At 59.2% G+C, this 23,996-nt stretch carries 18 protein-coding genes, 1 tRNA gene and 1 pseudogene; 3 read left to right on the top strand and 17 right to left on the bottom strand.

Going from position 1 to position 23,996, the window contains the following annotated elements; genetic code table 11:
- Nucleotides 1-6: 6 nt before the first annotated feature.
- From GKQ23_RS09860 to GKQ23_RS09795, 14 genes are all read right to left on the bottom strand, one after another.
- Nucleotides 7-1,338, bottom strand: a complete 1,332-nt coding sequence (locus tag GKQ23_RS09860; protein ID WP_212410686.1) for an FAD-binding oxidoreductase — start codon at nucleotides 1,336-1,338, stop codon at nucleotides 7-9.
- A gap of 91 nt (nucleotides 1,339-1,429) precedes the next feature.
- Complete coding sequence (locus GKQ23_RS09855) at nucleotides 1,430-3,094, bottom strand: ABC transporter ATP-binding protein (RefSeq protein WP_212410684.1); 1,665 nt, start codon at nucleotides 3,092-3,094, stop codon at nucleotides 1,430-1,432.
- On the bottom strand, nucleotides 3,091-3,945 hold the full coding sequence (locus GKQ23_RS09850) for an ABC transporter permease (RefSeq protein ID WP_056232890.1): 855 nt from the start codon (nucleotides 3,943-3,945) through the stop codon (nucleotides 3,091-3,093). The genes GKQ23_RS09855 and GKQ23_RS09850 overlap by 4 nt, the downstream gene beginning before the upstream one ends.
- Entirely contained in the window at nucleotides 3,945-4,898 is a 954-nt protein-coding gene (locus GKQ23_RS09845; RefSeq protein WP_212410682.1) for an ABC transporter permease, read from the bottom strand. Before GKQ23_RS09845 ends, GKQ23_RS09850 begins: the two co-directional genes overlap by 1 nt.
- Before the next feature lie 14 nt (nucleotides 4,899-4,912).
- On the bottom strand, nucleotides 4,913-6,517 hold the full coding sequence (locus GKQ23_RS09840) for an ABC transporter substrate-binding protein (protein WP_212410681.1): 1,605 nt from the start codon (nucleotides 6,515-6,517) through the stop codon (nucleotides 4,913-4,915).
- Nucleotides 6,518-6,601: 84 nt separating this feature from the next.
- The gene (locus GKQ23_RS09835) at nucleotides 6,602-7,879 is read right to left on the bottom strand and encodes an FAD-binding oxidoreductase (RefSeq protein ID WP_212410679.1); all 1,278 of its coding nucleotides are present in this window, start codon (nucleotides 7,877-7,879) and stop codon (nucleotides 6,602-6,604) included.
- A gap of 18 nt (nucleotides 7,880-7,897) precedes the next feature.
- Nucleotides 7,898-8,566, bottom strand: coding sequence for a haloacid dehalogenase type II (locus tag GKQ23_RS09830; protein ID WP_056232898.1), 669 nt, complete (start codon nucleotides 8,564-8,566; stop codon nucleotides 7,898-7,900).
- A gap of 36 nt (nucleotides 8,567-8,602) precedes the next feature.
- Nucleotides 8,603-10,072 carry an aldehyde dehydrogenase gene (locus GKQ23_RS09825; protein WP_056232900.1) on the bottom strand — a complete coding sequence of 490 codons (1,470 nt, stop codon included), beginning with the start codon at nucleotides 10,070-10,072 and terminating at the stop codon, nucleotides 8,603-8,605.
- A 348-nt stretch (nucleotides 10,073-10,420) separates the two neighbouring features.
- Nucleotides 10,421-11,878, bottom strand: a complete 1,458-nt coding sequence (locus tag GKQ23_RS09820) for an NAD-dependent succinate-semialdehyde dehydrogenase (protein ID WP_212410677.1) — start codon at nucleotides 11,876-11,878, stop codon at nucleotides 10,421-10,423.
- Nucleotides 11,879-12,997: 1,119 nt separating this feature from the next.
- On the bottom strand, nucleotides 12,998-13,954 hold the full coding sequence (gene cbl, locus GKQ23_RS09815) for an HTH-type transcriptional regulator Cbl (protein WP_056232904.1): 957 nt from the start codon (nucleotides 13,952-13,954) through the stop codon (nucleotides 12,998-13,000).
- A 145-nt stretch (nucleotides 13,955-14,099) separates the two neighbouring features.
- Entirely contained in the window at nucleotides 14,100-15,017 is a 918-nt protein-coding gene (gene nac / locus GKQ23_RS09810) for a nitrogen assimilation transcriptional regulator NAC (RefSeq protein ID WP_056232906.1), read from the bottom strand.
- 1,201 nt (nucleotides 15,018-16,218) lie between these two features.
- Nucleotides 16,219-17,241: an ABC transporter permease gene (locus tag GKQ23_RS09805; RefSeq protein ID WP_162237182.1), complete on the bottom strand. Its 1,023-nt coding sequence runs from the start codon at nucleotides 17,239-17,241 to the stop codon at nucleotides 16,219-16,221.
- 28 nt (nucleotides 17,242-17,269) lie between these two features.
- Nucleotides 17,270-18,754: a sugar ABC transporter ATP-binding protein gene (locus tag GKQ23_RS09800; RefSeq protein ID WP_212410675.1), complete on the bottom strand. Its 1,485-nt coding sequence runs from the start codon at nucleotides 18,752-18,754 to the stop codon at nucleotides 17,270-17,272.
- A gap of 35 nt (nucleotides 18,755-18,789) precedes the next feature.
- Nucleotides 18,790-19,713 carry a sugar ABC transporter substrate-binding protein gene (locus GKQ23_RS09795; RefSeq protein ID WP_212410673.1) on the bottom strand — a complete coding sequence of 308 codons (924 nt, stop codon included), beginning with the start codon at nucleotides 19,711-19,713 and terminating at the stop codon, nucleotides 18,790-18,792.
- Nucleotides 19,714-20,221: 508 nt separating this feature from the next.
- On the opposite strand from GKQ23_RS09795, the gene GKQ23_RS09790 reads away from it, so the two are divergent.
- Nucleotides 20,222-20,297, top strand: a tRNA-Asn gene (locus tag GKQ23_RS09790).
- Between the two features lie 71 nt (nucleotides 20,298-20,368).
- Here GKQ23_RS09790 and GKQ23_RS09785 read toward each other — a convergent pair.
- On the bottom strand, nucleotides 20,369-21,019 hold the full coding sequence (locus GKQ23_RS09785; protein WP_212410671.1) for a dTMP kinase: 651 nt from the start codon (nucleotides 21,017-21,019) through the stop codon (nucleotides 20,369-20,371).
- Between the two features lie 387 nt (nucleotides 21,020-21,406).
- Nucleotides 21,407-22,075 carry a DUF3313 domain-containing protein gene (locus GKQ23_RS09780; RefSeq protein ID WP_212410669.1) on the bottom strand — a complete coding sequence of 223 codons (669 nt, stop codon included), beginning with the start codon at nucleotides 22,073-22,075 and terminating at the stop codon, nucleotides 21,407-21,409.
- Nucleotides 22,076-22,198: 123 nt separating this feature from the next.
- Between GKQ23_RS09780 and GKQ23_RS09775 the strand changes: the two genes are divergently transcribed.
- On the top strand, nucleotides 22,199-22,486 hold the full coding sequence (locus GKQ23_RS09775) for a hypothetical protein (RefSeq protein WP_101506498.1): 288 nt from the start codon (nucleotides 22,199-22,201) through the stop codon (nucleotides 22,484-22,486).
- A 16-nt stretch (nucleotides 22,487-22,502) separates the two neighbouring features.
- On the opposite strand, the gene GKQ23_RS09770 is transcribed toward GKQ23_RS09775, so the two are convergent.
- Nucleotides 22,503-23,120 carry a TetR/AcrR family transcriptional regulator gene (locus GKQ23_RS09770; RefSeq protein WP_212410667.1) on the bottom strand — a complete coding sequence of 206 codons (618 nt, stop codon included), beginning with the start codon at nucleotides 23,118-23,120 and terminating at the stop codon, nucleotides 22,503-22,505.
- A gap of 395 nt (nucleotides 23,121-23,515) precedes the next feature.
- Between GKQ23_RS09770 and GKQ23_RS09765 the strand changes: the two are divergent.
- Nucleotides 23,516-23,938, top strand: a pseudogene (locus GKQ23_RS09765) (FAD-binding oxidoreductase); the annotation flags it as partial.
- Between the last annotated feature and the right edge of the window lie 58 nt (nucleotides 23,939-23,996).

Here is a 23,996-nt window from a genome sequence, read left to right as displayed (position 1 = left end):
GATTCCTTACATCAGCCCGGGCGCTTTTAGCCCGGAACCGTCGGTGAGACGTTCGTAACGGAACGGGGCCGGGTCAACCACCGGCGTATCCAGCGTGGCAAGGTCGGCGGCCAGACGCCCGGCACCCGGGCCGATGCCGAAGCCGTGGGCGCTGTAGCCGGCGGAGATCACCAGCCCCGGCAGTTTGCCCACGGTGGAGATCACCGGCACCGCGTCCGGGGTGCTGTCAATCATGCCGCCCCACGCCTGCTCCAGGCGGATCTGCTGCATCTGCGGGAACTCGCTGCGCATCGCCGCCAGTCCCTCTTCGACCATCGCCATATCCGGGCGCGGGTCAAGAATACGCACCTGTTCAAACGGTGAGATGCCGTCCATCTGCCAGCGCGCCGGGGCTTCCGGGCCGCGGATAAACGGGGCAAGGCCGAGGTTCAGGGTCAGATTTTTACGCCGCGCCTTAAAGGTCGGCCAGAACTGCCGCGCGTAGCGCAGCCCCTGCGCGCCCGGCTCCAGGCGGCCACGGCCGGAGACCGACATGGTGTAGCTGCCGTCCAGCTGCGGGCGACAGGCAAAGCCCGGCGTGTAGAGCGGCAGCGCGATTTTCTGTTCGATCGGCGCGGTGCGGAAGGCGGTGCCGATCACGTTACCCAGCGGCAGATCGATGCCGTGGCGGCGGCAGAACATCGAGGTCCAGGCCCCGCCTGCGCAGATAACGCTGCTGGTTTTGATCAGGCCGCGTTCGGTGATCACGCCGCTGACCCTGCCGGCGGAGATATCCAGCCCGCGCACCGCGCACTGCTGGAACACGAATGCGCCCAGCCGCTGGGCGGCAATCGCCAGTCCGGGAGCCGCCAGCGCCGGTTCGGCGTGGCCGTCGGTCGGCGAGGAGATGCCGCCCAGCCACTGGCTGGTGCTGCCCGGCGTCAGCGCTTTGGCGCGTTCGGCGGTAAGAATTTCGCTGCTAAAGCCGTAGTTAGCCGCCATGCGGTTCCAGTTCTCCCAGGCGTTGATGTCGTCCTGGCTTCTGGTGGCATACACCAGCCCGCTGCGGCGGAAGCCCAGCTCTTCGCCGGTTTCGGCCGCCAGTTCGCTCCAGCGCTGGATGGCGTAGATCATCAGCGGCAGCTCGCGCTCGTCGCGGTTCTGCTGGCGGCACCAGCCCCAGTTGCGGCTCGACTGTTCGCCGCCCACCAGCCCTTTCTCAATCAGCACCACGCTGACGCCTTTTTTTGCCAGCTCATACGCGGCGGCGGTACCGGCAATACCGGCGCCAATCACCACCACGTCCGCCGACGGCGGGAAATACGGGCTGTCCTGAACGTATCGAATCGGTGCAGGCATGAATGTTCCTTACCAGTAATCGTTTAATTGGGTCATGTTATCGTCGGGCGGCATCTTCCCGCCCGTTCAGCATCGGCCTGCGCCGCTGACGTCAGAGGGCGATATCGCTCTCTTCATGTTCATCCAGCCAGCCCTGGCGCAGTTCCGGCACGGCGCGCTTCAGGCGCTCGTAGTAAATTTCCGTTGATGGCTTGTCGTAGTCAGCCCGCGCCACCTGGGTGACCATGCGGCCGTTTTTCATCACCACAATTTCGTCACACACCGAGCGCACCGCGTGCAGATCGTGGCTGATAAACAGCACCGTCAGCCCCAGCTCGCGGCGCAGCTCGGTAATCAGATCGAGTACCGCCGCCGCCACTACCGTATCCAGCGCCGAGGTGACCTCATCGCAGAGGATCAGGTCCGGCTCGGCGGCCAGCGCCCGCGCCAGGTTGACGCGCTGCTTCTGCCCGCCGGAAAGCGACCAGGGCTTGCGCCACAGTACGCTGCGCGGTAACCGCACCAGATCCAGCAGTTCGAACAGGCGTTTTTCCAGCGCGGGCCCGCGCAGGCCGTGAAACAGCTTCAGGGGCCGCTTAAGGATGGCCTCAATGCTGTGCGCCGGATTCAGTGCGGTATCGGCCATCTGGAACACGTACTGAATGCGCCGCAGCTCGTTTTCGGGGCGGCGATGCATATCCCCGTCAATGTAGTGGCCGTTAAACAGAATGTGGCCGCCGCAGGGCCTGTTCATGCCGGCGATAGCGTGCGCCAGGGTGGTTTTGCCGGAGCCGGACTCACCGATAATACCGATCGACTGGCCGCGATACAGGCTGAAGTTGATATCCTGCAAAATTTTCACTTTCGGCTGACCGTCCGCGTCGCGCGGGCCATAACCGGCCGCCAGGTCGCGCACCTGCAGCAGCGGTTGTTCCTCATTCTGCTGTGCCTGCCACGGGCTGGGGCGCGGCTGTTGCCGTGCCGCGTCCAGCAGCTGATGGCTGTACTCCGCCTGCGGGGCGTTCAGCAGCTGGCTGGTGGTGCCGTACTCGGCAATCTGCCCCTTCAGCAGCACCAGAATTTTATCGGCCATCTGCGCCACCACCGCCAGATCGTGACTGACGTAGATGGCGGTGGTGCCGCGCTGACGCACCACGCGGCGGAAGGCCTTCAGCACCTCCACCTGGGTGGTGACGTCCAGCGCGGTGGTCGGTTCATCGAGGATCACCACTTCCGGATCGCCAATCAGCGCCATGGCGGTCATCAGGCGCTGCAGCTGGCCGCCGGAAACCTGGTGCGGATAGCGATCGCCGATGGTGTCCGGGTTCGGCAGCGCCAGTTCGCGGAACAGCTCCACCGCCTTTTTCTCGGCCTCCGCGCGCTTCATCACGCCGTGGATCACCACCGGCTCGACCACCTGGTCCATGATTTTCATCGCCGGGTTGAAGGAGGCGGCGGCGCTCTGGGCAATATAGGCCACTTTGTTGCCGCGGAACTGGCACAGCTCAGCGCGTGACAGCGAGGTGACGTCGGTGCCGGCCACGTGAATGGTACCCCCGGCAATATGGCAGCCGTGGCGGGCATAGCCCATCAGCGCCAGCGCGATGGTGGTTTTACCGGAGCCGGACTCGCCGATCAGCGCCAGCACCTCGCCCTTCTGCACGGTGAAGTGAATATCCGAGACCAGGGTAATCTCCCGGCCGTCGTCGGCATGAGCGGTGACCCGCAGGTTGTCAACGGCGACCGTCGGTGTTGCAGTGTGCGGCATAATATTCATGCGGTCCCCTTAGCCAGCGTTGCCATCGGGCGCATCGCCTGCAGGCTGTCGATAAACAGGTTGGCACCGATGGTCAGGCTGGCAATCGCCACCGCTGGCATCAGCACCGCCGGTGAGCCGTCAAACAGGCCCTGTAGATTTTCACGCACCAGCGTGCCCCAGTCGGCGTACGGCGGCTGTACGCCGAGGCCGAGGAAGCTCAGGCCGCTGAGCAGCAGCACGATGTAGACAAAGCGCAGGCCGAAGTCGGTGAGCATCGGGTGCAGCATATTCGGCAGAATATCGTGGATCGCCACGTAGAGGCGGCTCTCGCCGCGCAGCCGTGACGCCTGCACGTAGTCCATTGACCGCAGGCTGGAGGCCATGGCGTAGGCGATACGATAGGCACCCGGCCAGTAGGTAAACACGGCGGTGATAATCAGCATCGGCAGCGAGGAGCCAAACACCGCGACGATCATCAGCGCCAGAATTTTCCCCGGCAGTACCAGCATCGCGTCGTTAATCCGCCCCAGCACCTCTTCCAGCCAGCGGCCGGCCACCGCCGCCAGCAGCGCCAGCAGCGTACCGACCAGGCTTGCCAGGATCGCTGCGGTCAGCGCCAGGCCAATCGAGTAGCGCGCACCGTAGAGGATGCGGCTGAAAATATCGCGGCCGAGGTAGTCGGTGCCGAACCAGAACTCGCGGCTGAACGAGCCGAACATCGGGCCGGCACCGATGTCCTCCAGATTGTGCGGCGCCAGCGCGGTGCCAAACACCGCCATCAGGATCCAGAACAGGGTGATCAGCAGGCCGCAACGGCCGCTGACGTTGAGAGATTGAAAGAAGCGCCACGGTAGCGTCAGTGTATTCATCAGCCCCTCCACTTAGGATTAAATGCAATGGTCAGCACGTCCGCCGCCAGTAACAGGGTCAGGTAGCAGGCGGCGAAGAACATCACGCACATCTGCACCACCGGCAGATCGCGGTTGCTCACCGCATCCACCAGCTGGCTGGCCACGCCCGGATAGCTGAAGATACTTTCGATAATGATCACCCCGCCAAACAGGTATGAGAGGCTGAGTGAGATGGCGTTGGCAATCGGCCCGACCGCGTTCGGCAGCGCGTGGCGCAGCATCGCGCGCAGCGGACTGACGCCTTTAAGCAGGGTCATTTCCAGATACGGGCTGTCCATCTGGTTGACGATAGCGGCGCGCGTCATGCGCGCCATCTGGGCAATAATCACGCAGCACAGGGTCATCACCGGCAGCGCAAAGGTGCGCAGGAAGCCGAGGAAGTCCTGATGGGTGGAGCCGAGCGACATCGCCGGCACCCACTGCAGCTTAACGGCGAAGATCAGCACCGCCACGGTGGCAATCAGGAATTCCGGCACCGCCACCACCGCCATGGTGCTGACCACCAGCGCGCGGTCCAGGAAGGAGCCGCGCTTCATGGCGGCGGTGATGCCGATGGCCAGCGCCAGCGGTACCGACACCAGGGTGGTGGTAACGGCCAGCTGGAAGGTGGCCGGAATGCGCTGGGAGACCAGCTGCGACACCGGCACGTTGCTGGCGAAGGAGGTACCAAAATCGCCCTGAACCATACCGGCCAGCCAGCTGACGTAACGTACGAGCAGCGGCTGATCCAGTCCCAGCTGCTGGCGCAGTGCCGCCACCGTTTCCGGGGTGGCTGACTGGCCAAGGATCATCTGCGCCGCATCGCCCGGCAGCAGGCTGGTGATAAAGAACACCAGCGCCGAGACGATGAAGAGCGTAAGTAAACCCGACCCTACACGCCGGAGTATCAGTTTGAGTATGTACCTGTTCATCGCCGTTCTCCTGCTTATGCAGCCAACCAGGCAAACTCGTGGAAACGATAGCCCATCATCATGCCAGACGGCCAGGCTTCCACCCCTTTCACTTTCTTACTACAGCCGTCCATCGAGCTGATGAAGGCCGGGATCAGCGTGCCGCAGTTGTCGTAGACCAGCTTCTGCATATCGCCGTACATCTGCTTGCGTTTGCCCTGGTCGCTTTCGCCACGGGCGGCGGCCACCAGCTGATCGAACTGCTCGTTTTTCCAGCCGGACTCGTTCCACGGCGCGGTGGAGAGATAGAACTGGGAGAACAGCATATCCAGCGTCGGGCGCGGGTTGACCGAGCCGTAGCCGATCGGATCTTTCATCCAGTGGGCTGACCAGTAACCGTCGTACGGCACGCGGCGCACCGCGACGTTGAGGCCGGCCGACCGGGCGATCTGCTGTACCAGCTGGCCGCCTTCCACCGCGCCTTCAATGTTTGGCGTGGTGATGATTTCGATTTTCGCCCCGGCCATATTGGCCTTCTTGATGTGGAATTTGGCTTTGTCGAGATCCAGCGGGCGCTGCGGCAGATCCTTGTTGAACATCGGGTGCCACGGCGGAACCGGGGTATCGTTACCGATATCACCAAAGCCCTGCAGCACGGTTTTAACGATCAGTTCACGCGGCTGCAGGTACTTCATCGCCAGCACGAAATCGGCGTTATTGCCTGGCGCGCGGTCGGTACGGATAATCAGGTCGCTGTACATGCCGGACTTGCTCTCCAGCACGTTGAACTGGCCGTTCTTACGCAGGCGGTTGACGTCACCGGCGGAGAGCGTGGAGACCATCTGCAGGTCGCCGGACATCAGCGCGTTGACGCGGGCGGCCGGGTCGGTCACGCCCATCAGCTCCACTTCGTCGAGGCGCGGCAGGCCCGGCTTCCAGTAGTTTTTGTTTCTGGTGCCGACGGTGCGCACGCCCGGCTGGAACTCTTTCAGCACAAACGGACCGGTGCCGATCGCCTTGCTGAAGTCTTTGGTGCCGTCCGGTACGATCAGGAAGGCGCTGGTGGCGAGCAGCGACGGCAGGTCGAAGTTCGGCTGGGTCAGCGTCAGGGTCAGCTCGCCGTCACTTACCGCCTTGATATCGGCAATCTGGCTGGCCAGGGTAATGGCGGTGGAGGCCACGGCCGGATCTTTATGGCGGTTCAGCGAGTAGATCACGTCGGCGGCGGTCAGCGCCTTGCCGTTGTGGAAGGTTACGCCGGAACGCAGCTTCACCTGCCAGGTCTTACCGTCGCTGCTCTCAATCGATTCGGCCAGCGCCGGCTGCGCCTTCAGCTCTTTATCCAGCTCGGTCAGGCCGCTGTAGAACATAAACTGGCGGCAGTAGTCGCCGCTGTTGCTGCCGCGCGCCGGGTCCAGCGTGTCGGTGGCAGAGGCGTTGGCCACCGCCGCGCGCAGCTTGCCGCCCATTACCGGGGTTTCAGCGGCGAAGCTGAACTCCGGGAAGCCGATCAGGCCGGTGCTCATCACCGCGCCGGCCGACAGCAGTTTCATCATCCCGCGGCGGGTAATGGCCACGTCCGTGATGGCCTGGGTTAAGGTCGGGTTAGCCTGGCTAAATTCTTTACGAAATTTACTCATCTGTGCACCCTCAAGTCGTTGTGTTTTTGTACCCTGGCAAATTCAGGCTGCGGCCAGCGCCGCAGCACGAAGCATGACGGGTTGTTATGAAAAGCGATCCTTCGCCTTGTAGTACAGTCCGGCCACCGGCAGGAACCAGGGTTTCCCGAAGTAACCGGGAACCGCCGGCCAGCTGCTGCGCTGCCACGGATTATCATTGGCTTTTTCGGTCAGCAAATCGGCCATCACCCGGCCCATCCACACCGACATCTGGGTGCCGTGCCCGCTGTAGCCCAGCGAGTAGAACACGCCATCCTGCTCGCCGGCGTGCGGCAGGCGGTCGGCGGTCATATCCACCAGCCCGCCCCAGCAGTAGTCGATGCCGACGTTGCCGAGATTGGGGAACATCTTCTGCATACCGGCCTTCAGCACGTCGCCGCTTTTAGCATCCGAGGTCGGGCTGCTGATGGCGAAGCGCGCGCGGCCGCCGAACACCAGACGCCGGTCGGCGGTGGTGCGCATGTAGTTGCCGAGGTTCAGCGAGGTGACGTAGGTGCGGTCGCCGGGCAGCATACGCTGCAGCACCCGCTCTTCCAGCGGCTCGGTGACCACCACAAAGCTGCCCACCGGAATAATGCGGCGCTGGAACCACTCAAACGGGCCGACGTTGGAGCAGCCGGTGGCCATCAGCACCTTCTCGGCGGTAATGGTGCCGCGTGCGGTGATCACCTGATGACGGTGGCCGTTCAGCCGCGTCAGGCCGGTAACCGCCGTCTGTGGATAGATTTTCGCCCCGGCGCGGGCGGCGGCGTTGGCGAGGCCGACGCCGAACTTGCCCATATGCATCTGGCCGCCGTGACGTTGTAACAAACCGCCGTGGAAGTCCGGTGAGTCGATCTCCCGCGCCACCTCTTCCCGGCTCAGCACTTCCACGTCCGGGTCAACATGGCGCTTCATCATTTCGCAGGCGGCGACCAGCGACGGCAGGTGGGAGGCCTTGCTGGCCAGCTTCAGCTTGCCGCAGCGGCGGAAGTCGCAGTCGATCTGCTCGCTGGCGACCAGCCCCTGCACGTAGTCCACCGCGCCGGCGAACGCCCGGTAGTAGCGGGTAGCCTGCTCAACGCCCTGGCTTTCGACCAGCGCCGAGAAGTTCTGCGCCACGCCGGTGTTGCAGTGGCCGCCGTTGCGGCCGGAGGCCTGGCTCATCACCTCGCCCGCTTCCAGCACCACCACGCTGACGCCGCTGCGCGCCAGGCTCAGCGCCGCCGAGATCCCGGTAAAGCCGCCGCCGATCACCACCACGTCGGCGCTGGCCGGTAAATCGCCGCCTGCCGCACCGGTGAACGCCGGTGCCGTTGCCTGCCAGAATGATTCGAGTTTCATCGCCTGCTCCTCTGCGCCTTACAGGCCAACCACGCCCGGAAGACCGCCAATATCGCGGATTTCGGTGTACTCATAGGCCGGGTTCGCCGGTCCGTGACCGCGGTTAACAAACACCTTGTTTTTGATGCCGAGGTCATAGGCGGTCATCAGGTCATAGCGCAGGCTGCTGGAGACGTGCAGGATCTCTTCCGGGCCGCAGTTGAGCTTGTTGAGCATGTACTCAAAGCCCTTCATCTGCGGCTTGTAAGCCCCGACCTCTTCGGCGGTGATGGTCATATGGATCGGTGCGCCAAGACGCGGGATATGGTGCTGGATCAGCTCGTCGGTGGAGTTGGTCAGCAGCACCAGCGGGATCTCTTTGGCCACGATGCTCAGTCCGGCCGGCACGTCCGGGTGCGGGCCCCAGGTTTTGCAGGCTTCCATCACCGCCGCGCAGTCGGCTTCGGTGCACTCCACGCCCCACTTGTTACAGGTGCGGTACAGCGCACCGGCCACCACCAGCGGGTAGAGTTTGAAGGCACCGAGCACTTCATCCATACGGTAGTTAGAGAAATCGTCGGTAAACGCCCTCATCTGCTCCGGCGCGACGCGATCGGCAAAGATGGTGGCGGCGGCGCCGGCCATATCAAAGTTAATCAGCGTGCCGTAACAGTCGAAGGTGATGAATTTCGGTTTAAACACAGCCATTGCGTTACCTCTGGAGAGTTCGTTACAGGGAGAAAATCAGAAATCGATCAGCACGCTCTTATAGCGCTGGCAGGCTTCAAACGCCTGACGACCGAGGTCTTTGCCAATACCGGAGCCGTTAAAGCCGCCAGTGGGGATGATAAAATCGCCGGAGCGACCGTAACGGTTGATCCATACCGTGCCCGCCGCGATGCCACGCATCGCCCGCAGCGCGCGGTCAATATTTTTGGTGTGCACCCCGGCGCACAGGCCGTAAGTGGGGTGTGAGGCCAGCGCCAGCCCTTCGGCTTCATCGTCGAAGATCTGCACGGTCAGCACCGGGCCAAAGATCTCCTCCTGCACCGCCGGATTATCCTGCTCCAGACCCGCCAGCAGCGTCGGCTGCCAGAAGTAGCCTTCGCCGGTGTCGGCAAAGCGGCCGCCGCCGACCAGCACTTCCGCCCCCTGCGCCCGGGCGCTGGCGATCACCGACTCGACCTTGCAGGCCTGGCGGCTGTCGATCATCGGCGCATAGCGGCTGCTTTCGTCCCAGGTGACGCCGGGGCGGAAGCTCTGGCACAGGGTGATCAGCTTCGCGATCAGCGCATCGGCAATGCCGCGCTGGACGATCAGCCGGGTGCCGGCCACGCAGGCCTGGCCGCCGTTGGCGGTGAAGCCGCGCAGGATGCGCCCGGCCACTTCATCCAGATCGCCGGCGTCGTCAAATACCAGCTGCGGGCTTTTACCGCCCAGCTCCAGCGTTACCGGCTTCATGCCGTTAAACGCCGCGTCGCTCATAATGCGTGCGCCGGTGGCGGTGGAGCCGGTAAAGGAGACCTTGCGCACCAGCGGATGGGCCACCAGCGCGCTGCCGGTGACGGCACCACCGCCCTGCACGATGTTCAGCACCCCGGCAGGCAGCCCGGCCTGCAGCGCCAGTTCGGCCAGCCGCACGGTGGAGAACGGCGTCAGCTCGGAGGGCTTCAGCACCACGGCATTACCTGCCGCCAGCGCCGGGCCACATTTCCACGAGGCCATCGACAGCGGGAAGTTCCACGGGGTGATGGCCCCGATCACGCCGTACGGCTCCGGCACCAGCATGCCGAGGCTGGCGTCGCGGGTTGGCAGCACGTCGCCGCTGAATTTGTCGGCGCATTCGGCGTAGAAGCGGATCGCTTCGGCGGTGAACGGGATTTCGTGGTTGACCACGTCGTGGATCGGCCGGGTGGAGCCCAGCGATTCCAGCTGCGCCAGCTGCGGGTCGGCGACGATCAGGTCGGCCCAGCGCCGCAGTACCGCGCCGCGCTGGCGCGGCGGGCAGCTGGCCCAGCCGCTTTCACGCACCGCGCGGTCCGCCACGCTGACCGCTTCATCAACCAGCTCGCGGCTGGCTTCGGTCATCTCTCCCGCCAGCAGACCATCGGAAGGCCGGTTAACCGCAAGCCGATCGCCGCTGCCGGCAACGTGCTGACCGTTGATATAATGCCCTGCGGGTAAGGCGATGTTTTCCGGTTTAAAACTCAGCATCTCGGCTTCCTCTGGCTCTGCTAATAAACAACCCGCTTGCCTGGGTTATTCGTAATTGTTTTAAGTAATGCAGAAAGTATGCCAGCCGTGGAAAAAATAATAATGCGTAGAAAGCAGCCCAAAAAAATTTTGTGCCGTAATGGCAGGCCTTTTTTGACAGATAAACCGACTGCTTAAATAGATGATTTACATCACAAAATAAACGCACCAGCATGGTGAAACTGGTACTAAACCTGCACCAGCGTGGCGCACCACAATAATGGGAAAATAGTTAAGTTGCGGGTTTTTCAGGCAAAAAAAAGCCTGCCCGTTTCGGGGGCAGGCTTTTTTTGAAGATTAAAACGTTATTTACAGGCTGCCAAAGTGGAAGGCTTTTGATTCCAGGTATTCGTCAATGCCGTAATGCGAGCCTTCACGACCGATGCCGGAGAGTTTTATGCCGCCAAACGGCGACTCGACCAGCGATACCGATCCGGTGTTGAAGCCGACCATGCCAAACTCCAGCGCTTCGCCGACCCGCCAGGCGCGGCGGATGTCTTCGGTAAAGAAGTAGGAGCCGAGGCCAAACGGCGTGTCGTTGGCAATGTCGATGGCCTGCTCTTCGGTATCAAAGATAAACAGCGGTGCCACCGGGCCGAAGGTCTCTTCGTGGGCGATGCGCATCGCCGGGGTGACGTCGGTCAGCACCGTTGGCGTGACAAAGGTGCCGGGGCCGCTGCTGGTGCCGCCGGTCAGCACCCGTGCGCCGTGTTTTACCGCGTCTTCAATGTGCGCGTTAACCTTCTCCACCGCCGCCGGGTTGATCAGCGGGCCGATGGTGCTGCCCGCCGCGAAACCGTCGCCGACTTTCAGTTTCGCCACTTCTTCCAGCAGGCGTTCGGCAAAGCGTGGATAGATGCCGCGCTGCACGAGGATGCGGTTGGCGCAGACGCAGGTCTGTCCGGCGTTACGGAATTTGCTCATCATCACGCCGGGGATAGCGATATCGAGGTCGGCGTCGTCAAAGACGATCAGCGGGGCGTTGCCGCCGAGTTCGAGGCTGAGGCGTTTGATGCTGTCGGCGCTCTGCTGCATCAGCAGCTGGCCGACGCGGGTGGAGCCGGTGAAGGAGATTTTGCGCACGGTGCGGCTGGCGGTAAGGGTTTCGCCAATCTCTTTCGGCAGGCCGGTGACCACCTGCAGTACCCCGGCCGGGATGCCAGCGCGCTGTGCCAGTTCGACCAGCGCCAGCGCCGAGAGCGGCGTGAGTTCAGAAGGTTTGACGATAATCGGGCAGCCGGCGGCCAGCGCCGGGGCCACTTTGCGGGTGATCATCGCAATCGGGAAGTTCCACGGGGTGATGGCCGCCGCGACGCCGACCGGCTGTTTGAGGACGAGGATGCGGCGGTCGCCGGACGGTGCCGGGATGGTGTCGCCGTAGATGCGGCGCGCTTCTTCGGCGAACCATTTGACGAATCCGGCACCGTAGGTCACTTCACCTTTCGCTTCCGCCAGCGGTTTGCCCTGTTCGGCGGTCATGATCGCCGCGAGGTCGTCGGCGTTGTCGAGGATCAGCTGGTACCATTTTTCCAGCAGCTGAGCGCGTTCGGCGTTAGGGGTTTTGGCCCAGCTTTTACGCGCGGCCTCGGCAAAGGCGATAGCCTGTTCGGTTTCCGCGGCACCGAGCGCCGGGATGGTGGCCAGTACCTCATTGGTTGACGGGTTGATGACCGGCAGGGTTTCACCGTTGATAGCATTTTGCCAGCGGCCGGCGAAGTAGGCCTGCTGGCGCAGCAGGGTTAGGTCCTGTAAGCGGGTTAACGGCATGAGTTTCTCCTTGAGGGTGAGCTGCGGGTTTGGGCGCAGCAAAGGCACAATTTCGGCGGCAATAAGCGCGATGTCACCACTGTAGCGGAGTGGCGGCGGCGGATGCTGCGCTATCGGTGTGGGGGATACGCTGGCGGCAGGGTTTTGTGACGGGAAACGAAATTTTATGCCGTGGGGGTGAGCGGCGGGTCGCTTAGCGCCGTAGGTCGCTTTGGATTTTAAGCCTGACTTATCGGGGCGTGGCTTCGGGGCCGCTTGTCGCTTCGGGTTCCGGTGCCCGGCTAATCGGGGAGTGGCTTCGGGGCCGCTGGTCGCTTCAGGTTTTGGTGCCCGGCTAATCGGGGCGTGGCTTCGGGACCGCTGGTCGCTTCAGGTTTCGGTGCCCGGCTAATCGGGGCGTGGCTTCGGGACCGCTAGTCGCTTCAGGTTTTGGTGCCCGGCTAATCAGGGTCTGGCTTTGGGGCCGCTGGTCGCTTCAGGTTTCGGTGCCCGGCTAATCGGGGTTTATCCGGATCGCGGACACGCCAGTAACGTCCCTGGGCTCTGCCGGACACGTCCCTGTGCCCGAAGGTCCGCTAACCCGGATAAACCCCGATTGCCTGCTATTTTCTGCGTCGCTGTTTTAAAACCAAAAAAAATCAAATCAAACTAAATCAGACAGCTTCCACGACTTAGTCTTCAGTATCCTGCCGAAAACGATGCCCTTTACAGCAACGCAGTAGCTGACAGGGAGGCCGCGGGTGAAAAGGTTAGCCGGGCGTGCGGCGCAGGGAGCGCCGCCCGAGCTTACACGGACGTACTTGCAGCGTCCCGGCGTTCTTTTCGCCCGGGGCCGAACCCGTCACCAGAGCGAAAAGCTACGCCCTTAAACAGCAACGCAACAGCCAACAGGGAGGCCGCGGGCGAAAAGGTTAGCCGGGCGTGCGGCGCAGGGGGCGCCGCCCGAGCTTACATGGACGTACTTGCAGCGTCCCGGCATTCTTTTCGCCCGGGGCTGAACCCGTCACCAGAGCGAAAAGCTACGCCCTTAAACAGCAACACAACAGCCAACAGGGAGGACGCGGGCGAAAAGGTTTGCGAGGCATAAGCCGCAGGGATGCGGCCTGGCCCGTCGATGATTTAAATCTGATAATCGATCACCGGTTCTTCTTCTTCCAGCGACAGCGCCTGGCGCTTAATCTCTTCCAGCGACAGATTGGCGTTGCACAGCTCAAGGAACTGCCAGACGTAGTTGCGCTGCAGCTGGCCACGCTTCAGCCCCAGCCACACCGTGTTCGGCTCAAACAGATGGCGCGCCTCCAGCCGGGTCAGCGGTGAGTGTTCGTCCAGCTGGCAGGCCTGGTCGGCCAGAACCCCTACTCCCAGCCCCAGCTCGACGTAGGTTTTCACCACGTCGGAATCCTGCGCACTCAGCACAAAATCCGGCTTCAGGCTGGCGGCATGAAACGCCCGGTCAACTTTGGAGCGCCCGGTAATGCCCTGGCGATAGGTGATCAGCGGATAGCGGCTCAGCGTAGCCAGGCTCACAGGCTGGTGCTGCTCCAGCTCATGTCCTTTCGGCACCAGCAGCGCATGGTGCCAGCTGAACCACGGGAAGGCGGCCAGCGCCGGATTATTGACCACCTGCTCGCTGGCGATGCCGATATCGGCCTCACCGGCCACCAGCATTGAGACGATCTCCTGCGGTGAACCCTGGTTCAGCTCCAGCCGCACATTGGGGTAAAGCGCACGGAACGCCTTAATCACCTTCGGCAGGCTGTAACGCGCCTGGGTGTGGGTGGTGGCGATGGTCAGCACACCGCTCGACTCGTTGGTGAAGACGTCGGCCAGGCGGCGTACTTTGCCGGCCTCATCAAGAATGCGTTCGGCAATGGTTAATAACGCCTTACCCGGTTCGGTCATGCCCAGCAGGCGTTTGCCGCGACGGATAAAGATCTCCACGCCCAGCTCATCTTCTAAATCGCGAATATGGCGGCTGACCCCGGACTGGGAGGTAAACAGCGCGTTTGCCACTTCGGTGAGATTGAACTCGCAGCGTGCTGCTTCTTTAATGATTTTAAGTTGCTGAAAATTCACGCGCGTTGCTCCCTCTGTTATCTGTTGGTTTACCTCATGTTAAGGATGCACATTGATAGCAACAAATAATAAAAAGAGGTTTTATATGCTTTTTGGTGATAAGAGAGGGAAGTGAGGCGCGCGGTGGCGCGCCCGGCACGGCGGATTAACCTACCAGCATCAGCTCGCGCTCTTCCGCTAACGGCTGGTTTATCAGTGACAGCAAAATGGTTTTTACCGCCTGGGCGGATGGCGACAGCGGCTGACGCGCAGAGACGTTGAGCGACAACGGCAGATTCAGCGACGGGCTGCCGATACGGGCCATCCACGCGTTGGTGCTGCTGACCAGCGAACGGGCCGCGGATTCCGGCAGCACGGTAACGCCCATTCCGCTGGAAACCGCGGCGGTCAGGGTGGCGATCGATTCGATTTCACCGATGATGCGTGCGCTGAGGCGGCGCAGCGAGAAGGCTTCATCAACGCGTTTACGTACCGCACTGTAGTCGCGCGGCAGGAACAGGTTCATCTGCGCCACGTCGGCAAGATCGACGTTGCTGCCAGGGCATGCGTCGGTGCCAACCAGGTACAGCTCCTCTTTCATCAGCGGCACGCTGGTGATCCCCGCAGTTGGGGTGCGATCGTAGAGCACCGCCATATCCAGCTGGCCATTCATCAGTTTCTCATTCAGCGATGCGCCGCTGTTTTCGTGCAGATAGACCAGTACTTCCGGGAACTGTTCACGCACGGTCTGCAGCAGCGGCATGGTCAGCGAGGAGGCTGCGGTGCCTGGCGCAAGGCCAATGGCGACCTGGCCGCTGAGCACCTGGCCTGCGTTGATGACCGCCATCTGGGCCTGTTCGCACTGGCGCAGGATGGTACGGGCATGGGAGTAGAGAATTTTACCGGCTTCAGTTGGCGTGACGCCGCGTTTGGTACGGATCAACAGTTGCTGGTCCAGCTCGTTTTCCAGCGTCGCCACCTGCTGGCTGAGCGCGGGTTGAGCAATATGCAGCACTTCCGCTGCCTGGGTCAGGCTGCCGATATCGACGATTTTCACAAAATATTTCAGTCGTCTTAAGTTCATGTTGCCTCCGTCCGGTGTACCGGTTGCCAGTTGCGCTGGCGGTTATAAGTTTTCACTCTGACCGGGGAGGTATTGCAAGGGGTGTGCCAGGAATTATCTGGCTGATATAAGAATAGGATTAAGGTCTTATCCTTATGATATACTTAACGTTAATTTATTAAAGTAAATAAGCCTTAATTTCCGGTCATAACTTTTTCATCGGCAATACCCGTGATATTGCACACCGGTGGTGCATTCTTTGCCTTCGTGCTGTGCAGGAAAAGTCTGGAGAACAGAGTTGAGTCAGGGTCGCTTCAGGTTCTGGTGCCTGGTCTGTCAGGGTGTGGCTTCCGGGACGCTGGTCGCTTCGGGTTCCGGTGCCTGGCATGTCAGGGTGTGGCTTCGGGGACGCTGGGCGCTTCAGGTTTTAGTGCCTGGCCTGTCAGGGTGTGGCTTCCGGGCCGCTGGTCGCTTCGGGTTCCGGTGCCCGGCTTATCGGGGTTTATCCGGAACGCGGACACGCCAGTAACGTCCCTGGGCTCTGCCGGGCACGTCCCTGTGCCCGAAGGTCCGCTTATCCGGATAAACCCCGATTGCCTGTTATTTTCTGCGTCGCTGTTTTAAAACCAAACAAAAAAATCAAATAAACCAAATCAAACTAAATCAGTCTAAATCAGACCTAATCAGACAGCTTCCACTAATTAATCTTCGGTATCCTGCCGAACAACGACGCTCTTTACAGCAACGCAGTAGCTGACAGGGAGGACGCGGGCGAAAAGGTTAGCCGGGCGTGCGGCGCAGGGAGCGCCGCCCGAGCTTACACGGACGTACTTGCAGCGTCCCGGCGTTCTTTTCGCCCGCAGCCGAACCCGTCACCAGAACGAGAAGCTACGCCGTTAAACAGCAACACAACAGCCAACAGGGAGGACGCGGGTGAAAAGGTTAGCCGGGCGTGCGGCGCAGGGAGCGCCGCCCGAGCTTACATGGACGTACTTGCAGCGTCCCGGCGTTCTTTTCGCCCGGGGCCGAACCCGTCACCAGAGCGAAAAGCTACGCCCTTAAACAGCAACACAACAGCCGACCCCATCACCAGAGCGAAAAGCTCCGCCTTAAGGCAGCAACGCAACAGCCCACCCCGCCATCAGAGCAAAAAGCCACGCCCTTGAAAGCAAAACAGGGTGCTGCACATACGCGCAGCACCCTGTTGTTGTTCTTTTAAGACTCAACGTTTCTTACGGTTACGGTACATATCGATGGATACCGCCGCCACGATAATCATCCCCTTGATAATGTCCTGCACGTAGGCATCCACACCAACAAAGGTAAAGCCACTCTTGATCAGGCCGAGGATCACCGCGCCAATCAGCGTACCGGTAATGCGCCCCACCCCGCCCATCAGGCTGCTGCCGCCGATCACCGCCGCGGCAATCGCATCCAGCTCGTAAGAGAGGCCCATGCTTGACTGACCGCTGCTGACGCGTGCCGCCAGTACCACCCCTGCCAGGCCAGAGAGTGCGCCGGCAATGGTGTAAACGATGATCAGATATTTGTTTACGTTGATGCCGGAGACTTTCGCCGACACCATATTGCCGCCGATAGCGTAAACGTATTTGCCGTAGCGGGTGTGCTTCAGGGCGATATGGAACAGCACCGCCACCACCAGGAAGATAATCACCGGCATCGCACCCTGACCAATGGCGGTGAAGCCGTCTGACAGGAAGCTGATTGGGTTACCCTGGGTGTAATACTGTGCCAGGCCGCGGGCAGATACCATCATGCCGAGGGTGGCGATAAACGGTGGAATACCGGTTTTAGTAATCAACACGCCGTTGAGAATACCGCAGATTAAGCCGACGGCGATCCCTGCGCCTATCGGCAGGACTGCAGGCATATTCACCAGCGACGGGAACATCGGCGACAGGCTGTCAGAGGTTTGCGCCAGCGAGGCCGCGACCACGGCGGACAGGGCGATAACCGACCCCGACGAGAGGTCAATACCGGTGGTAATAATGACCTGCGTAACCCCTACCGCGATAATACCGATAATGGCAACCTGCAGAACGATCAACACCAGACGGTTCGGGTTTAGCAGGAATGACTGATCGCGAACATACCAACCGAAGGCTTCAAAGATCAGCGCAATGCCGACCATTACAACGAAAATACCGGTATCTTTAGGCATTCTGCCTTTCAGACTGCTGAAGAAAGAAGGCGTTTCAGCGTGCTGTTGCGTTGTCATTTTCATATCACTCATGTGTGTTTACCTTTCGCCCTTACTCGGACGCCAGCGACAAAATAGTTTCCTGGTCAGCATCTTCTTTATTGAGGATGCCGGTAATACGTCCGCCGTGCATAACCATCACCCGGTCGCTCATGCCGAGAATTTCCGGCAGCTCTGAGGAGACCATAATGATTGCCACGCCACGGTTCGCCAGTTCGCTAATCAGGCGGTAGATCTCCGCCTTAGCACCGACGTCGATACCACGGGTAGGTTCGTCAAGGATAAGAATTTTCGGTTGTGCCAGCAGCCAGCGCGCAATCAGCACCTTCTGCTGGTTACCGCCGCTCAGGTTATTAATGATCTGGTCCATGGTCGGCGTCTTAATATTCAAGCGCTTAATCTGTTCCAGACAGTCTTTGGCCATCTGTGAGTGACTGACAAAGCCCGCGTTAGCGCTGTAGTTGGTCATCTTCACGATACTCATGTTCTCCAGTACCGACAGCACCAGGAACAGGCCGGACTTCTTACGGTCTTCGGTCAGGAACGCCAGCCCTTTGTCGATCGCCGTGGCCGGCGAGTCGATGCGGGTTGGCACGCCGTCGATGAGGATCTCACCGCCGTCGATTTCGGTCATACCAAAAAGGCTTTCCATCACTTCACTGCGGCCGGCACCCACCAGCCCGGCTACGCCGAGGATCTCGCCGCGGCGCACGTTGAAGTTGATGTCGTGGAACACGCCCTGACGGGACAGATTACGCACCGTCAGAACGTCTTCACCAATATTGGTATCAAATTTCGGAAACAGCTGAGTCAGCTCGCGACCCACCATCTGAGTGATCAGCGACTGACGCGTGTAGAACGACGTCTCGTTGCTGGCCACCCAGGTGCCGTCACGGAATACGCTGACCTCGTCGGTAATGGTAAAGATCTCATCCATCTTGTGGCTGATATAGATGATTGCTTTACCCTGCTCACGCAGATCGCGAATGATGGTGAACAGATGCGCCACTTCGGTTTCCGTCAGCGCCGAGGTCGGTTCATCCATAATCACGATATCTGAATTCCAGGAGACAGCTTTGGCGATCTCCACCATCTGCTGGGAGGCGATACTGAGATCGCCAACCATTTGTTCAGGGCGCAGACGGATATTCAGCTTAACCAGCAGATCTTTGGTTAAACGGTTGAGCTTACCGTGGTCAACGAAGCCGAGTTTCATCGGTTCGCGACCGAGCCAGATGTTTTCGGCGACCGTCATATGCGGTACCAAATTAAGCTCCTGGTGGATCATTGAGATTCCCGAACGCAGTGCATCCAGCGTATCGGTAAACTGCACAGGCTCCCCTTTAATGCGGATTTGCCCCTCATCGGGACGGTAAATCCCGATCAGGCACTTCATTAAAGTGGACTTTCCTGCGCCATTCTCACCCATCAGGGCATGCACCGTTCCCGGCTTAACGCGCAGTGACACGTTATTTAATGCTTTAACACCCGGGAAAAACTTACTGATGCCTTCGGCTTCTAGCGCATATGCGGACATTTAACACCTCCGTACAACTGTTTCGGCTACGGTTCTTATTTAAGGTTTTTGCTGGTAAATGCTTCGTAGTTATCTTTGGTGATCAGCTGGAATGGGATATCGACCATTTTCTGAACCTGCTCGCCCTTAGCCAGTTTCACTGCGGTCTGCACGGCACCTTCGCCCTGGCCTTTGGCATCCTGGAAGACGCTGGCAACCATCTTGCCGTTCTTAATCATCTGCAGCGCATCCGGTGTACCATCCACGCCCGCGACCAGAATTTTGTTGTCATTTTTACCCAGCGCCTGCAGGGCACCGATCGCCATTTCATCGTTGTTAGACGCGATGGCCTGGATATCGTCACCTGCCGTCAGCCAGTTACTGACCACGTCTACCGCGTCGTTACGGGTAAATTTGGCGGTCTGTTCCTGAACCACTTTCAGGCCAGGATATTTAGCCACAACGGCTTTCACGCCCTTGGTGCGTTCACGAGTGGCTTCGTTTGCCAGGTCACCCAGCAGAATTGCCACGTTGCCTTTATAATCCAGACGCTTGGCCAGCGCTTCCATCTGCAGGCGGCCCGCCAGTTCGGAATCAGAGCCTACAAAGGCCATTTTGCCGGTCAGTTCGGTGGCGGGTTTACGGTTAACGAACACCAGCGGGATGCCGGCTTTGGTGGTGAGGTCAACAATTGGCTTCACGGCGTTAGTGTCAACCGGGTTAACGATCACCGCGTCAACGCCCTGGCTGATAAAGCTCTGTACCTGTTGCAGCTGCTGAGCGACGTCGTTCTTGGCATCTTCAATCTGACCGTTAACACCGTCTTTCTTCATTTCCTTGCTGATGGAGTTGCGGACAATTGTCAAAAAGTTGTCGTCAAACAGTGCCATAGAGACACCTACCTGCACCTCTTTCGCGAAGCTGGTAACAGGTAACATACACACTAACAGTGACGCTAAAATTGTTTTTTTCACGTTCATGGCGGAGCCCTTTTATCGTTAGCATGCGCAGGCTGGCTGATACGACGAATGAAAAATATCTTTTACATTCACTCAACATCACCGACGACTTAATTAAAATGTAGGGGGTTATTATCTCGGGTCTATCTTTTTCTCCGATCGCCTTCGCGTCAGAATTTTTGTATTTTTTACAACAAGTTGAAAACCTGCCACTGCCAGACTTTCTCCCTTACTGTTCCACGTTGTCGTAAAACAGTTTTTTTGTTTCATAATCACGTCATTTGAAACTTTCGCTATGAAACCACCGAAACGCGTGTTTTAAAATCAGCAAATAACAAAAATTTGACACAGCTCTAACATCGCTCAGCTAATCGCTGGAAAGTGGGATCTGGCGCAAGAGATTGAAGATTGCCCGCTAACGTTAAAAAAGCGACAGGTTGCTGTTTTTGGCAGCAAACGCATCGGGAATGTGGAAATGGGCTTTGACAACGGCAGGCCATGCCGTTAACATGCGCCCCGTTCACACGATTCCTCTGTAGTTCAGTCGGTAGAACGGCGGACTGTTAATCCGTATGTCACTGGTTCGAGTCCAGTCAGAGGAGCCAAATTTGAAAACCCCGCTCAGGGAAACCTGAGCGGGGTTTTTGCTTTGGTCTGGCTTGTCACGGATGCAGCTTTATCTTTCCGGCGCTGCCCGCTCAACCGAGGGGTTGGGGCATCCAGGAACTCTGTAAATCTCAGCAACCACCTGCATCGTTGCTTCTTCGATGCTTCCTTCATTACGGCACAATACCCAGCCGCGATCGGCAATTTCTCGCTCGAACGCGCGGGTACTGGCGACATGCTCTTCCAGCTTATGCATCACGGTGCTGCTTAGCCCTCGCGATCGGGCCGCCGCCCTCGCCCATGAAATAGCTGGCGCGGTAACCACCCCGACATGCAGGTCTGGGGTTTGCACGTCTCGCTCAAGGTTAAGCTGTAAAATCTCTGCAAAAGGCACCATCCGGCGAAACGCGGCTTCCGACGGATACCAGCGGTCCATCAGGATAATGCTGCCCGGCGGCTGTCTGGTCAGCACGTGCCGGGAAATCCACGCGCGGCTATTGGCAAAGCGCTGACACACTTCCCGTTCCAAATCCAGGCTGGGATTTCTGACGAGCCGGTTAACAAGGGCCATGGTTTCCCCTCGCCAGGGATCGCTTTTTTTCTCACACAGTCGGACTACCTTCCGGTTGTCTGCCCTGAGTACCTTAGTGATGGCCTCCAGGAGCGTGGTTTTGCCGACCCCCTTGGGCCCATCCAGAGAAATAAAGAGCGGACGACTCATGGTTGAAACGACAACTGACAGAGGGTTTTTGTACAGTCTGAATCTGGCAACAGCATCTTACTTCCCTGGTGTAAATAGCGCCTCCGCTCCTGGCTCGTCGGAGCCACCTGGCGCGTCAGCGCAAACCGAAGGGAGGGGTGTTATCAACAAAGACGGATGAACGTCCTGACAAAGGTTTCTGACTCACGAGTCTGAAACCCAGAATTACAGCCGTTGAGGGTCATTGTGTATCTGTGTGACCTGCGTGCTGTAGTTTATGGGATCCGCTTAGAAAACGGAAAACTTCCCCTGTTAAGAGCGTTGATTAAGCCTATTCCCGGATCTACCGCTCACCAACGCGTAATAGGTCCCAGGCGGACATCCTGTTCTGCCCGGGTACCGGCTTAGCTAGCGCAATTTCTCCAGCAGCTGCTCGGCGCCTTTATCCACCCCCGTTTCTGCCGCACTCATTGATCCAAACGTAGCGCCTACGTTCATTGCGTTAGGATACTGCTCCGCGACGTAGGCCAGCAGAAGTTCGCCGTTCGCGGCATCTTTCACCTCAACGGCATAGTTGACGTATCCGCTCATCAGGCCGCGCCCGCCGCGTACGGACTGAACGATATTATAGGGGCCGCCGGCCAGGTCGAATTTCGTAATGGTCCCCACAAACTGGGGCGTCGTGTCCGCGCCGGCCAGCGTCAGCTTAAGCCGGAGAGCGGGAGCGTTCCCGGCGGAGGTGTTGACAGTAAACTTCTCCGCCAGCACTTCGGCGAACTTCTTCTGCATGTAGTCGGCCAGATTGCGCCGATCTTCCTGCGGCAGGTCATTAAACTGCGCGTCGCTGCCGCCGTAAATCTCGACGGGTTCGATAGTGATGCTGCGGTATTTGCTCCAGTCAACCGGGGCGGCGTAGCGGAAAGGTATCCGCGCGCTGTCGTCAGCCGTGTTGGGTAGCATTCTGGATGTGGCCTCGATGCCGGCATATTTCACCGGCGAGGTGGATGAACACCCCGCGGCGGCAATGATGGCGGTCAGGATCAGCGTGCGGGACAGCTGTTTAGTCAGGCAAACCATAGAAACACTCTCCGATCAGGTTTTTCAAAAATAAACTGTACGGTTTAGTTAACATGCTTTATCCTGACTCTGTCAACAAAATGCTTCATTTCGTATCTGTAATTTACTCATGGGGAGTCCGATATGATCGCATGGCTGATCATCACGCTGGAGAGTACGCCGCTGCGGCAATGGTTCATCTATGGGACTATGACGATAGTCGTGGCACTCACCTTAGCGATCACCGGTGGCAACCTCAGGGAAATCTGGCGCATCCGCCGATTCAGGCTGCATCGGGCCAGGTTCTATGCCATCAGGGTATGGGGATGTTCAGCCGGGCTGCTGCTGATTTTTTTGCTGGTCGAATGCATCGTGGTGGATACATTGGGGGTATTGACGCTTCTGGTACTGAGCGACGTGACGCTGTACTGAAAACCTTTCCGCGTCGTCAGCGGGCTGACGCGCCAGCGGTAAATACGTCCACGGCACTTTTAACCATCGCCACGATATCCTGCTGCGTATAAACCGGCATGTCATGTCTGAGAAAGAGCTCGTCAGCTTCGGCCCTTACCAGAGCCGAAAACTGTTTCGCTCTCAGTTCGGGGCTGGCGGGCCGCATGTCGCCAGCGTCAATGTGCTGCTCCATCAGTGCCGCCAGCGCGTTCATACTCTCGCGTACGCCGGACTCATAAAAGATATCGCCAATGCCGGAATGCCCCGCCTCACCGATAACCATGCGATACAGCTGAAGCCCCTTCCAGTCGGACGTCAGTGCACCCAGCATGCCTTCACCAAAGCGCTGCAGCCGGTCATTCAGAGAGAGTTTACTGCTGTCCTGACTGTGAAGATCGTCCGCCGCGCGCGTCAGAAAGTTGGTGCCGTAAGCCCTTACCACGGCATCAAGAAGACTTTCTTTGGAGGTAAAGTAGTTATAGAGCGTGGCTTTAGAGCATTCGGCCGTTCTGGCTACCCCTTCCATGGAAGCACGTTCATAGCCCTGTTCAAGAAAGACGGCCGTGGCAGCGTTAAGGATGTCATTTCGTTTCTGTTCAGTCAGTTTTCGCATGTCGTTTCTCCCTGTTAACTGCTGTCAGATTAACAGAACCGGCGGGTTCATTGAAGTTGCGCCAGGCAGAGGTTTTCACCGCTGATAAATCTGTGCCTCGTAAGGGCGTAAGCTTTGCCGTTGCCCCTGTTGCTGATAATTGCCCAGCAGCCGTTGCCAGCCTTCCAGTGGCAGCTGTTGGGGATCTATCTGCTGCTGATGGTCACTTACCCTAATGCGGCTGGCACAGGAACTCAGCTCAACGAGATTGTCCGCCCCCTAATGCCCTCAGCACACCTGCCGCCATCTGTTGTTTTTCCATATTCCCTCCTGAGCCTGTCGTGTTTTCCGCAGTAGCATAGGAGCGGCATCAGGCGAAGTGAAATTGATTTATCGCTGAGAGAAATAGAATCCATCTATACGAGCTAAAAATCGACAGCACCCTGACCTGTTTACAGACGGCGTTTAACCCTGCCCGATAGCGCCAGCAGATTATCGACATGGCGGCGTTATTCGGCGACGAGGTGATTTCACATATTGAGTTCCTGCGCGACAATAACGGAAATATCACCGCCAGCGGTTTACAACTGGTGCGTTATACCAGCGAAGCAAGGCTGAACGAGATCATGAACATCCTCCGCGTGCATGACGTGAAAATTAATAATCCCCACGTGTATCAGATTGAAGACGGTAAACAGGGAGAGATCAAACCTGAGGTCGTTTCCGTGAAAAACTGCTTTGAACCCAATGGATTACTCAACCTCAGTAAGCTGCGCAGCTGGGACGTGAGCGACCAGCTGTTATTGGATAAGGTTCCGCTTTTATTGTCTGAACGGTAACGATAATTACCTGCTTCAGCGCCAGAGATAAACGGCGCGCTGGTGACGCCTTTCGCGC

This window comes from Erwinia sp. E602 (assembly GCF_018141005.1).
Taxonomy (GTDB): domain Bacteria; phylum Pseudomonadota; class Gammaproteobacteria; order Enterobacterales; family Enterobacteriaceae; genus Erwinia.
The sequence above is the reverse complement of the archived record's forward strand: the minus strand, read 5'-3'. Positions and strand labels throughout refer to the sequence as shown.

What these genes read in the sequence shown, in the direction of transcription:
- GKQ23_RS09860 (WP_212410686.1), bottom strand. Translation starts at nt 1,338, where the DNA reads ATGCCTGCACCGATTCGATACGTTCAGGACAGCCCGTATTTCCCGCCG.
- GKQ23_RS09855 (WP_212410684.1), bottom strand. Translation starts at nt 3,094, where the DNA reads ATGAATATTATGCCGCACACTGCAACACCGACGGTCGCCGTTGACAAC.
- GKQ23_RS09850 (WP_056232890.1), bottom strand. Translation starts at nt 3,945, where the DNA reads ATGAATACACTGACGCTACCGTGGCGCTTCTTTCAATCTCTCAACGTC.
- GKQ23_RS09845 (WP_212410682.1), bottom strand. Translation starts at nt 4,898, where the DNA reads ATGAACAGGTACATACTCAAACTGATACTCCGGCGTGTAGGGTCGGGT.
- GKQ23_RS09840 (WP_212410681.1), bottom strand. Translation starts at nt 6,517, where the DNA reads ATGAGTAAATTTCGTAAAGAATTTAGCCAGGCTAACCCGACCTTAACC.
- GKQ23_RS09835 (WP_212410679.1), bottom strand. Translation starts at nt 7,879, where the DNA reads ATGAAACTCGAATCATTCTGGCAGGCAACGGCACCGGCGTTCACCGGT.
- GKQ23_RS09830 (WP_056232898.1), bottom strand. Translation starts at nt 8,566, where the DNA reads ATGGCTGTGTTTAAACCGAAATTCATCACCTTCGACTGTTACGGCACG.
- GKQ23_RS09825 (WP_056232900.1), bottom strand. Translation starts at nt 10,072, where the DNA reads ATGCTGAGTTTTAAACCGGAAAACATCGCCTTACCCGCAGGGCATTAT.
- GKQ23_RS09820 (WP_212410677.1), bottom strand. Translation starts at nt 11,878, where the DNA reads ATGCCGTTAACCCGCTTACAGGACCTAACCCTGCTGCGCCAGCAGGCC.
- nac (WP_056232906.1), bottom strand. Translation starts at nt 15,017, where the DNA reads ATGAACTTAAGACGACTGAAATATTTTGTGAAAATCGTCGATATCGGC.
- GKQ23_RS09805 (WP_162237182.1), bottom strand. Translation starts at nt 17,241, where the DNA reads ATGAAAATGACAACGCAACAGCACGCTGAAACGCCTTCTTTCTTCAGC.
- GKQ23_RS09800 (WP_212410675.1), bottom strand. Translation starts at nt 18,754, where the DNA reads ATGTCCGCATATGCGCTAGAAGCCGAAGGCATCAGTAAGTTTTTCCCG.
- GKQ23_RS09795 (WP_212410673.1), bottom strand. Translation starts at nt 19,713, where the DNA reads ATGAACGTGAAAAAAACAATTTTAGCGTCACTGTTAGTGTGTATGTTA.
- GKQ23_RS09785 (WP_212410671.1), bottom strand. Translation starts at nt 21,019, where the DNA reads ATGAGTCGTCCGCTCTTTATTTCTCTGGATGGGCCCAAGGGGGTCGGC.
- GKQ23_RS09780 (WP_212410669.1), bottom strand. Translation starts at nt 22,075, where the DNA reads ATGGTTTGCCTGACTAAACAGCTGTCCCGCACGCTGATCCTGACCGCC.
- GKQ23_RS09775 (WP_101506498.1), top strand. Translation starts at nt 22,199, where the DNA reads ATGATCGCATGGCTGATCATCACGCTGGAGAGTACGCCGCTGCGGCAA.
- GKQ23_RS09770 (WP_212410667.1), bottom strand. Translation starts at nt 23,120, where the DNA reads ATGCGAAAACTGACTGAACAGAAACGAAATGACATCCTTAACGCTGCC.